Source organism: Allobosea sp. 05T422_2 (assembly GCF_056396265.1).
Window position 1 is genome coordinate 1 of the sequence record NZ_JBFTLD010000235.1, and the last position, 11,004, is coordinate 11,004.

8 protein-coding genes are annotated in these 11,004 nt (G+C 66.7%); 2 read left to right on the top strand and 6 right to left on the bottom strand.

Annotated elements, in window-relative coordinates; all coding sequences use genetic code 11:
• The 3 genes from AC1DJT_RS28435 to AC1DJT_RS28445 form a co-directional block, all read right to left on the bottom strand.
• A partial coding sequence (locus AC1DJT_RS28435) for a translocation/assembly module TamB domain-containing protein (RefSeq protein WP_476835349.1) occupies positions 1–4,130 on the bottom strand: 4,130 nt, incomplete at its 3' end.
• Positions 4,130–6,079, bottom strand: a complete 1,950-nt coding sequence (locus tag AC1DJT_RS28440; protein ID WP_476835350.1) for an autotransporter assembly complex protein TamA — start codon at positions 6,077–6,079, stop codon at positions 4,130–4,132. The genes AC1DJT_RS28435 and AC1DJT_RS28440, both read right to left, overlap by 1 nt.
• 252 nt (positions 6,080–6,331) lie before the next feature.
• A complete protein-coding gene (locus AC1DJT_RS28445; protein WP_441504781.1) occupies positions 6,332–7,087 on the bottom strand; it encodes a fumarylacetoacetate hydrolase family protein in 756 nt (251 codons plus the stop codon).
• A gap of 197 nt (positions 7,088–7,284) precedes the next feature.
• On the opposite strand from AC1DJT_RS28445, the gene AC1DJT_RS28450 reads away from it, so the two are divergent.
• Both AC1DJT_RS28450 and AC1DJT_RS28455 read left to right on the top strand, forming a co-directional pair.
• Entirely contained in the window at positions 7,285–7,638 is a 354-nt protein-coding gene (locus AC1DJT_RS28450) for a VOC family protein (protein ID WP_441504782.1), read from the top strand.
• A 75-nt stretch (positions 7,639–7,713) separates the two neighbouring features.
• Positions 7,714–7,848 carry a hypothetical protein gene (locus AC1DJT_RS28455; protein WP_441478378.1) on the top strand — a complete coding sequence of 45 codons (135 nt, stop codon included), beginning with the start codon at positions 7,714–7,716 and terminating at the stop codon, positions 7,846–7,848.
• Positions 7,849–7,895: 47 nt separating this feature from the next.
• On the opposite strand, the gene AC1DJT_RS28460 is transcribed toward AC1DJT_RS28455, so the two are convergent.
• From AC1DJT_RS28460 to AC1DJT_RS28470, 3 genes are read right to left on the bottom strand one after another with little or no spacing between them, the layout of a single operon-like run.
• Positions 7,896–8,813: a dihydrodipicolinate synthase family protein gene (locus AC1DJT_RS28460; protein ID WP_441488741.1), complete on the bottom strand. Its 918-nt coding sequence runs from the start codon at positions 8,811–8,813 to the stop codon at positions 7,896–7,898.
• Positions 8,814–8,858: 45 nt separating this feature from the next.
• The gene (locus AC1DJT_RS28465; RefSeq protein ID WP_476835351.1) at positions 8,859–10,370 is read right to left on the bottom strand and encodes a tripartite tricarboxylate transporter permease; all 1,512 of its coding nucleotides are present in this window, start codon (positions 10,368–10,370) and stop codon (positions 8,859–8,861) included.
• Positions 10,371–10,400: 30 nt separating this feature from the next.
• Positions 10,401–10,889, bottom strand: coding sequence for a tripartite tricarboxylate transporter TctB family protein (locus tag AC1DJT_RS28470; protein WP_441504784.1), 489 nt, complete (start codon positions 10,887–10,889; stop codon positions 10,401–10,403).
• Positions 10,890–11,004: the final 115 nt, after the last annotated feature.

An 11,004-nucleotide genomic window follows, 5' to 3' on the forward strand; every position in this document is an offset into this window, starting at 1 on the left:
GCACCCATCTGGATGTCGAGATTGTCGACGCCGAGCGACTTGCGCAGCTTCTCGAAGGCATCGTCGCCACCGGTCCCCGCGAATTGCGCGGCCGTCTGCGCCAGCTGAAGGGCCTGGAAGGGCGAGAGCGAGCCGGAGGCACGGGCAAAGAGCAGACGCGACAGCACCTCGTCCTGCGGCAGCTCGGGCTGAGAGGTGAAGGCGAAGGCGGGCTGGTCCGCCGGCCCGGTGACGAGGATTCGCGCGGTCACGTCCGAGGCGCGGGTCTCGGCGACGAAATCGAGCTCCGGAATCACGCCACCCGTGAAGGTCAGGCGGCCGCGACTGAAATCGAGCCGCTGGCTCGCGACCGACAAGCGGCCGCGCCTGAGATCGAAGCCGCCATCGAGCACGGGGGCCGAAAGCGTGCCGCCGACGCGCAACTCGCCGCCAAGCTCAGCGTCGATCCCGCGTCCACGGATGAAGACGCGGTTCGGCGCAGAGATGGTGACGGCGAGTGCGGCATCGAAGGCAGGCGCCGCGCGTCCGCCTTTGCMGGCGCTGCGCGCCGCCTTGCGTTGCGCGGCAATCCGCACCGCCGCAGCGCCCTTCGCATTGACGTGACGAATTCCGTCGACGGGACGCAAGGAAGCCGGCAACCGATCCGGCACCGCGACGTCAAGCGAGATGATATCGACATGCCCATCGACGCGCGGGCGCTGCGCCAGGGGACCGCCGATCGCGAGATTGAGGTCGGCGACCGATGTCACGATGCCGTTCGAGACAAGCTGGGCACGGCGTCCCTCGATTTTGATCTCTCCCGGGAAACCGGCGGCGGGGTCGACGCGGACCTGGCCTGACGCCGACAACGTGCCGCCATTGGCCGCGCGGGCAAMCGCGCGTTCAATCCGCAGATTGTCGCCATTGGCAGCAATGCGCGCCTCGATCCCGGTCACCCGCACGCCCTGGAGAGCGTCGGTGAAACTGCCATTGGCGAGGGTCGCAACGCCGTTCAGTTCGGGCGCTGCCGCCGTGCCACCGGCCCGCAGGTCGAGCGTCACTGTGCCGGTCAGCCGCTGCCCCTGCGCCGCGAGCAGCGCATTGGCGAGAGCAGCGTCGAGCTTGCCCTGAATGGTGAGAGCGAGCGCGCCGCTTGCGCTCAGGGGCGCCGTGCCGCGAACCGCGAGATTCGCGCCGCGGCCGGCCGTCAGCGTCGCTTCGACGCTGGTCTGCCGGCCGGAGAATTGACCGTTGCCGCTGATCTCGACCGGAGGCAGGCCGGCGCTCCGGGTTTCGGGAGTCACCAGCCGCGCGATCCGGATCTGCCAGGGACCGGCGAGATCATCCGGCTTGCCGGACATCTGCGCCTCGGCGTTCAAGGTGCCGGACAGATCGAGCTTCGGGGCCACCAGCTTGACCGCCGAAAGCGGGATGTCCTTCGCATTCACGCGCAGATCGAGCGTCTCGCCCGCCCGGCCATCAAGGCTGAGCCGGCCGGCGTCGATGGCGAGCACCAGCTTCGAGATCTCGACACCGCCAGTGGGGAAACTCAGCGAAGCGGGGTTGGCCAGCGTGATGCGTTTGCCCTCGCGCCGGGCATCGAAGGAGGCGATGTCGAGCCGCAGCGGATCGCCGGGAACAAGCTGGCCAGCGCCATTGAGCGTGAAGCCCCGGGCATTGGCGCTGAGGGTGAAGGCGCTCGCATCCGGCCCGCCCTTCGAATCGAAGCGGATCGCGTTGATCGCCTCGCCAGAGATCACCGCGCGATCGATGGCGATCGCAGCGTCGATCGCCGGGCGGCCATGGAGATCCGTGGCACCGACGCTGGCATCGAGCTTGTCGAGCGAAACCCCGGCGGCATTGATGCGCGTGCCCTTGGCTTTCAGGTCCAGGTTCTGCCGCCCCTCGACAAGAGCGAGCGTGAGGTCCGCATCGAGCTGTCCGCCGAGCCTGGTGAGGGCCAGAGCCGAGAGATCGTCGAGATTGCGCGCGGCGAGCGTCAGCCGACCGGCTGCGCGCCTGGCCTGGTCGAGCGTAACCGCGCCGGTCAGCTTCACCGAGCCGATGGCGAGATCGAGCTTCGACAGGTCCCAGGCATCATCGGGCAGGCGTGCAAATTGCAGCGTGCCGGTCGCGGGCTTGCCCTCGATCTCACCCGCGAGCGTCGCCCGCGTCTCGAGCGCGCCCTGCAGGTCGCGGATCACGGCATCGATCGACAGCCGCGGGATCGGACGACCGAGCGCGCTCGCATTCGTCACCGCGATCCGTGCCGAGGCATCGAGCTTGTCCTGCGGTCCGGTCAGTTGTGCCGTGACCTCGCCCTTGCCGGAGAGGCGTGGATCGGCCCGCTTCAGGTCAGGCAGGGTGATGGCAGCCCGCAGATCCGAGCGCTCGCGGCCGATGCCGCCATCGGCCGTGAGGGCGACATGCTGCCCGGCGAGACGAAGACCACTGACATTCACGCCGCCGTCAGCGAGTGTCCCGACGCGCCCGGCCAGCGTCAGATTGCCGGCGAGCAGCCGGTCGAGCGCCGCCTCCCCGGTCCCGATCTGATCGCCACGGCCATCGAGGCTCGCGGAATAGATGTTCTGGCGCGGCACCGCATCGAGATCGGCGCCGAGCTGTGCCTTGCCTGAAAGCTTGCGGCCGGCAAGCCCGCTGAGGCGCGAGAGATCGGGCAGGACTGCGCGAGCCTGCCCCAGGATGCGGGCCTTGCCGAGCTGCCCMTTGTAGTCGAGTTCCACGCCGGACATCGCGAGCCGCAACGTCTCGAAATCGGCACTCCCCTCGCCCCGCCCTGTCCCGCGCAGCGTGAAGACGATGCGGTCGCCGACGACGCGGGCGAACCTGGGATCGGCTAGCGCCACGCCCGTCGCCTCGCCGTCCGAGACTAGCGCGATGCGCGTGTCGGCATTGCCGATCGATCCGTTCGGCGTCGCGGTGAACCGCGCCACGAGCTTGCCAAGACGACCGGTCGGCAGGCGCAGATCCTGAGCGTCGAGCGAGGCGACGACGCGCGGCCCGTTCACCGGGCCATTGACGGTGGCATCCAGGGCGAGCTTGCCGATCTCGGTGCCGGCGGCAACAGTGCGGCCATTGGCATTGGGCACGGCTGCGGCCGTGACGCGAATATCGAGATTCTTGTCGGCCCCGTAGCGGCCGACGACATCGAGGCGCGCCAGCGCCGAAACGAGCGCGATGTTGCGCAGGTCGACGGCACCGTCATCGACGAAGCCGACCGTGCCGTCGAGACGGGTCGAGCCGGCAAAGACCGGTGCGGCCGGCGCCGGCATCAGCCCTTCGATACGGGCATCGAGGGCCAGGGCCAGGTCACGGCCAGTACCGACGCGCGAGAGATTGGCCGAGCCCTGCGCCCCAATGGTCGGGCCGGCCGTGAAGGTCAGGGTCGAGCGGAAGGCGTCGAGCGGGCCATCGCCATTGAGGTCGAGCTTGACCGGCGGCTGGTCCGGGAGATTGGCGACACGCGCGATCAGGCCGCCCTGCGGCTCGTCGACCTTGGCGGCGATCTGCAGGCGCGTAGTCTGCGGCACGAAACCGAGCCTGAGCGTGAACTCGCCCGGCGCGTCGAGCCGGCGCGCCTCGAGACGCAGCGAAAGCCCCTCGGATGGAGCGCCGAGCGATGCTGCGCCGGTCGCACCCAACCGGGCCGGCACGCCGACGATCGGGGCGCCCAGCGACAACTCGCCCAGCTGGAAGGCGGTGATGTTCACCTTGACCGGCAGCTCCGGAAGGAGCGGCTGGTCGCTGGTCGGCGCTGCGGCCGGATCGGCAATCGGCTTGCGCAAGATCTCGAGCGTGCCGATCTCGAGCCGGTCGACCTCGAGCCTGCCGAGCAGCAGGGCCGTGCGGGTCCAGATCAGCCGTACGCGGTCGACCCTCAGCCAGGCGCCGTCGCGATCGGAGAGAACCACATCACGGATCGTCGCGTCGGAGGACAGCGCGCCATCGACCGCCCCAATCGAGACCTGGCTGTTCGGTGTCGACAGGGCGCGCGAGATCAGGTCGGCCAGAACCCCGCGATCATTCTGCGCGTTCTGAGCGAAACCGCCGAAGCGGGCCGAGACGACCAGCCCCACCACCAGCAGCAGGGCCAGAAGCGCCAGGCGCGAAAGGGTGAGCCGGTTGCCCATCAGAAGGCCTGCCCGATGCTGATATAGACCGCGACCGGCTTGTCGCCCTTGCGCGGATTGAGCGGCGCAGCGACGTCGAAGCGGATCGGGCCGATCGGCGTATAATAGCGCAACCCGAGACCAGCCGACATCCGCAGCGTCTGATTGAAGGCCGGGAAACTCTCTTCGAAGGCCGTGCCGACATCGAAGAACGGCACGATGCCGATGGTGTTGGTGATCTTGATCCGCGCCTCGACCGAGGCTTCGAACAGGCTGCGTCCGCCGATCAGCTGGTTGTAGGGGCCAAGCGGTGACAGCGTGCGATAGGCGTAGCCGCGCACCGAACCGCCACCGCCGGCATAGAAGCGCCGCGTCGACGGGATCTCGTCGAGCGCTGCGCCGGCCACGGAGCCGAAGCCGATGCGCCCAGCCAGCACATAACGGGCCTCCTCATCGAGCGCGTAATAGCCGGAGATCGCGCCCTTGGTCTGGACGATGCCGACCGTCGATCCCATGAAGGTCGGATATGCCGCCACGGAGGCGGTGAGGCGGACACCGCGCGTCGGATCGAGCAGGCTGTCGGTCGTGTCGTATCGGRCAGAAAGCGGGATTCCGACAAGGGTGTAGGTGATCTGACCCAGCACATCGCTGGTCTGGCCGCGCTCGACCTCCAGGCCGGCCTGGACCGAGAAGGTGTCGCTGAAACGCCGGCGAATGCTGCTGGTGACATTGGCGTAGCGGGCGGTATAGCCGCCATAGCGATTGGTGCCGACGCGCTCGCGCGTCGCGACGCCGTCGACCAGCAGGTCGTAACGGGTTCCGTTCAGCGCCGGCTTCATGAAGCTGAACGCAAAGCGCCCGCCAAGGTCGGACTGCTCGAAATCGCCAAATCTCTGGATCGTGGTGCCGTTGATCCGCGGTGCGAGAAAGAGATCGCCCTCGAGCCTGAGCCGCTCGGCACCGCCGAGCAGATTGCGGTGCTCCCAATAGGTCCTGACCGCCGGACCATCGATGGTGGAAAAGCGGCTGGAAAAGCCGATCAGCCGCTTCGGCCGCTCCGTGATGTCGACAAAGATCGGCAGGTTGCCATTGGCGTCGAGCCGGTCGGCCTCGCGGATACGGGCGGAGCCGATGGCCGGAATTGAGGTGATCGATTTGCGCGTGTCGGCCAGCGCCTTGGGCGAATAGGGGTCGCCCGGCTCCAGATAGATGAAGGAGCGAACGACATGCGGCGGGACATCGACCGTGCCCTCGATCCCGACATCGCCGAAACCGGCGACCGGCCCGGGCTCGACGACATAGGTCACATCCATGATCTTCGCCGCATGATCGACGACCGGGCGTAGCGCGACCACCCTGGCGAGCGGGCGCGACTGGTTGCGCAGGTGATCGACCAGAGATGACTGCGCCGAACGCAAGGCGGCCGAAGTCGCGGGGTCGCCCGATTTCAGGCGCGCGACCTTGTGGGGATCGGCAATGGCACCGCCCCCGCCCTTGCCCTGCTCGACGACCTCGACATTGCGCAGGCTGAAGAGCGGGCCGGTCACAACCCGCACGGTGACCGGCGCCGGGGCCCGGTTGCGATAGGCTTCAAGCGCGCGCACCAGCGCCGGGCCGGGCTCGTTGCCGAGGCGCAGACCGTTACCGTCGACCGCGATCGTCACATCCGCATTGAAATAGCCCTGCGACCAGAGGGCATCGATCAGCGGGTTGAGATCGGCGACCATGCGCCGGGCCAGGGTCTCGCCATCGGGCGGCGCATCCTGCCTGAGCCGGTAAAGCAGCGAGGCGTCGCGCAGCGTCAGCGTCAGGGCCTTGGCATCGGTGGCCCCGCTGACGTCGAACTCGAGCTGATAGGGCAGCGTCGTGCTGCTGACCGCAGGCGGCTTATCCGAGGAGCCGAACAAGCCGAATATGTCGAGCGAGGAGAGGTCGAAAGCCTCGGCGGGTACCGGCTGGATGGCAAGCATAGCGGCGAAAGCGTAACCGCCTCCGCCTGCAACCCCGCGCACCCTACGCCGCAAACCCCGCATCATTCCTCCAACGCAACACTATCAAGACCAATAGAATGAGATGATTTTGTGGTCATGCCTCGTCATGACCACAATTCTGCTCGTCAAAGCTGTCCGTGGCACGCCTGCAGCCCGCGATAATTGCCTCGGGCCGCGCGGCGAAAGCGGGCTCGATTGCAAGCTGCCTCGTCCTGCCCGGCGGTCCCGACGTCAGGCGAGCGCGAAAGAAATCGCGGCCAGCGGATCGAGCCTGACGATGACCGGGCCGAGATTGGGCGCCAGAACGCCGCCGCAAAGGCTGCCGGTGGTGATGATCTGGCCGGCCACGAGGCCGCCAAGCGCGCTCTCGGTCTCACGATTGGCCCAGGCCAGCACCGGGGTCAGCGGGTCGCCATTGGCGTGGTGAGCAGGCTTGTCATAGAGCACGTCGCCGTCGAGTTCGACCGTGCAGGTGAGATCGGCGATCTCGTCGAAGACCTCGAAGGGAACGTCCTGGCCGATCAGATAGCCGCCATGGCCCATCGCATCGGCCAACCAGAGCGGGAATGGAACATGGGTCCAGTCGGCGATACGGCTTTCGATGATCTCGATGCCGACGAAGGCGCTGTGGCAATGCTCCAGAAGTTCGGCCCGGCTATAGGGTTTGCCAGGACGGCGCGGCATGTCGCGCCCGAGTCGGATCGCGAGCTCGACCTCGAGCCGCAGCTCGGCTCCGGGCACCGAGCGATAGGTATCGCCAGGCTTCAGGAACGGCCCGGGCATCAGTCCGACGAGCCCGCGCCCATCCGTGATCGAGACCTTCCAGCCGAGATGCGCATAGCCCATGTCGCTGCTGACATCGGCCTGCACGGCCAGAGCCGCTTCGAGATCGGCCGGAACGGGAAGCGTCTCGATGTCGACGAGGCTGCGGCTGCGGCGCGCCCGGACGAAGGCTTCACGCAAGGAGGTTTCGGTCGTCGTCGGCATGCGTCTCGCCCCTATCAGTCTGAGCCTGTGGATGTGCATGGTGCACAGGAGGCCCGGTGATTGCCAAGCTGCTACAGCAGCACGGCGCCCTTGAACAAGATGCGCCTMAGCAGCGCCCCTGATCCTTCACCTCCTGCCGGATCATGACCGGAGGCTGCTCCATCAGATCAGACGAACATGAATCGAAGGAGAACGTCATGAGCCCATCGTCCAATGACCGGCGCATCGACTATGTCGAGTTCGTCGTTTCCGATCTCGGYCGGGCGCGCGCCTTCTACGAGAAGGCCTTCGGCTGGACGATGACCGATTACGGGCCGGAATATTGCGCCTTCACTGACGGCCGTCTCGAAGGCGGGTTCACCACCCAGGGCACGCCGCAACCGGGCGGCCCACTGATCATCCTCTATGCCGATGATCTTCCCGCGTCACAGGCGCAGGTCGAAGCCGCAGGCGGACGCATCGTCAAGCCGGCCTTCGATTTCCCCGGCGGGCGGCGTTTTCACTTCGCCGATCCCGACGGCTACGAGCTCGCGGTCTGGACGAAGGCATAGGCGCCTTCGTCCAAAATCCCGGGCAAGACGCCGCGTTTCATGCTAGGGTTGCTCCTGCATATGTGGAGGCAACCCATGCGTGCCATCGAGCAGTTGCTGTCGGCCTATATCACCTGGCTGTCCCGGGCGTTCCAGGTGACGCCGGAATTCATCACGAGAGACCGTCGCGGCAACCTGCCGCCGCCGTCCGGCGGCATCGGGTCCTATTGACCCGACGCTGATCCTCTYCCGGCGGGCGCCAGCCGCGGCGCGCCGCCTCATTTCCCCCAGCGCAGCGCCAGCGGGTCGAGTTCGCGCGCCAACTCGATCAGGCCCTCGCGGGTCTTCGGGTGCAGCGGGGTCAGCGGGTGGCGGACGGCTTCGCTCCTGATCACGCCGCCCTCCTTCATCACCGCCTTGGCCGAGCGCAGGCCGCATTGGCGGTTCTCGTAATTGATGATCGGCAGCACGTCGCGATAGAGCGCCGCCGCCGTCTTGCGATCGCCCGAGGCATGCGCGGTCAGGATCGGCTTGATCAGGTCGGGGATCATGGCACTGGTCATCGTGCCGGTCGCGCCGGCATCGAGATCGGCCATCAGCGTGATCGCCTCCTCGCCATCGAACGGGCCGACGACGGCCTCGCCGCCCGCCTCGATCAGGGCCCGCAGCTTGTTCGCCGTGCCGGGAACCTCGATCTTGAAATAGCGGACGAGCGGGACCTCCTTCGCCAGCCGCACCATGAAGGGAACCGTCATGGTGACGCCGGAGAGCGGCGCGTCCTGCAGGATGACCGGAAGGCCGCAGGCATCGGTGACATGCTTGAAATGCTCGATCATGCCCTGCTCGTCGGCCTTGAGCAGCGCGCCGTGATAGGGCGGCATCATCATCAGCATCTTCGCGCCGGCATCCGCCGCGGCCTTGGCGCGCTGAGCCGCGATCCGGGTCGAGAAATGCGAGGTCGTGACGATCACCGGCACGCGGCCGGCGACCTGCTCGATCGAGAGGCGCATGACCTGGTCGCGCTCCTCGTCGGTGAGCAGGAACTGCTCGGAGAAATTGGCCAGGATACAGATACCGTCGACGCCCTGATCGACCATCAGGTCCATGACACGCCTGTTGCCCTCGATGTCGAGGTCGCCGTTGTCGTGGAAGATCGTCGGAGCGATCGGCAGAATGCCCTTATAGGGTTCGGTCATGGTCGGACTCTGTTTTCGCGGAGATACGGAGGATCGAGGCAACGGTCAGGCCGGGCGCGTGGCGCGGCCGCCCTTGAGACGACGCAGGCCTGAGCCGAGCAGCGGCATGACCAGGAGCAGGACACCGATCGACATCAGGGTCGAGACCAGCGGGTTCGACCAGAAGATCGAGAGCGACCCTTGCGAGAAGATCATCGATTGCCGGAAGGCATCCTCGGCCTTGTCGCCGATGACCATGGCGAGCACCAGCGGCGCGATCGGATAATCGAGCTTCTTGAAGAGGTAGCCGACGATCCCGAAGATCAGCGCCAGCCAGATGTCGAATTCCTTGCTGGCAACGGTGAAGGCACCGATGAAGCAGATGATCACGATCAGCGGCCCGACGATCGAGAACGGGATGCGCAGGATCGAGGCGAAGAGCGGCACGGTCGCCAGCACGACGATGACCGCGACGACATTGCCGAGATACATCGAGGCGATCAGGCCCCAGACGAAATCCGGGCGCTCGACGAAGAGCATCGGGCCGGGATTGAGCCCCCAGATCATCAAGCCGCCCATCATCACGGCGGCCGTCGCCGAGCCGGGAATGCCAAGCGCGAGCATTGGCAGCATCGCGGCCGAACCGGCCGCGTGGTCGGCGGTCTCGGGCGCGATCACGCCMTCGGGCTCGCCCTTGCCGAACTTCTCGGGATTGCGCGAGGAGCGCTTGGCCATGGCATAGCTCATGAAGGAGGCCGCGGTCGGGCCTCCAGGCGTGATCCCCATCCAGATGCCGATGACGCTGGAGCGCAGCAGCGCCAGCCAGTAGCGCGGCAGCTTGGCTGCGGTCTTCAGAACGTCGGTCATCCTGACCTTGGCGTGGACACCGTCGAACTTCAGCCCCTCCTCCATGGTCAGCAGCAATTCGCCGATGCCGAACAGCCCGATGACCGCGATGAGGAAGCTGACGCCGGCGAGCAGCACGTCGAGATCATAGGTCAACCGGACGCTGCCGGAGACCGAGTCCATACCGACCGAGGCGAGCGCAAAGCCGACACCCATCGAGACGATGGCCTTCAAGGGGGTGGCGCCACCAAGGCCGATGAAGCTCGCAAAGGTCATGAAATAGACCGCGAAATACTCGGGCGAGGAGAATTTCAGCGCGAATTTGGCAACCCAGCCGGAGAGCAGCGTGATCAGGATGACGCCCGCCATCGCGCCGAAGCCGGCGGAGAGGAACGCGAAGGACAAGGCTTCGGTCGCCCTGCCCTGCTTGGCCATCGGGTGACCGTCGAATGTGGTTGCGACGGAGGACGGTTCGCCCGGGATGTTGAACAGGATCGAGGTGGTCGAGCCACCGAAAAGCGCGCCCCAGTAGAGCGAGGTCAGCAGGATGATCGCGGAGACCGGATCCATCGAGAAGGTMAGCGGCAGCATCAGCGACACGCCGTTAGGCGCGCCGAGGCCGGGCAGGACACCAACCAGTATGCCGAGCAGGACGCCCGCCATCATCAGCAGGATGTGGTGAGTGGTGAGCGCGACCGAGAAGCCGTGCATCAGGGAGGCGACATTATCCATGAGGCGGCACCGATCCGGAAAGGGAGATGATCACAGGCCGAGGAAAGACTCGAGCGGCCCCTTGAGCAGGCCGATCTGGAAGAACTTTTCGAGCGCGAGATAGAACAGCACGGCCGTCACGAAGGCGGTGCCGAGCGAGGCGAACCAGCTGTAGCGACCCTGGAAGCGCATGGTGAAGACGAGATAGAGAATGGTCGCGACATACATGCCGAGCGTGACGCTCAGCACGGCGAAGGCCAGCATCGGCAGGAAGAAGGCGGCAACGCGCTTGCCCTGCTCGCGATCGAGAAAGACGTCCTGCAGATTGCCGCTTCCGGTAAAGCGCTTGCTCAGCGTCAGCACCAAGGTGCCGAGGCTCGCGGCGGCAACAAGCAGACCGGTATAGAAGGGGAAGGCGCCCGGCTGTGGCCCGGACGAATCCCAGCCGACGCCGAAGTCCAGTGCACCATAGACGATGCCGAGCCCGAAGATCATCGTGACCACGGCCATGGCGGATTCAGCCCAGAAGCGGGTGATCATCGCAGCCTCCTCCAGCGAACGGCTTCAGGCCGTCTCTTCACATTCAACGCGCCTGTCCCGGTCCTGTCGAAGGCGCCGGGTCAGGAAACGACCTGCCGCCGGCCGGCCCGTGGGC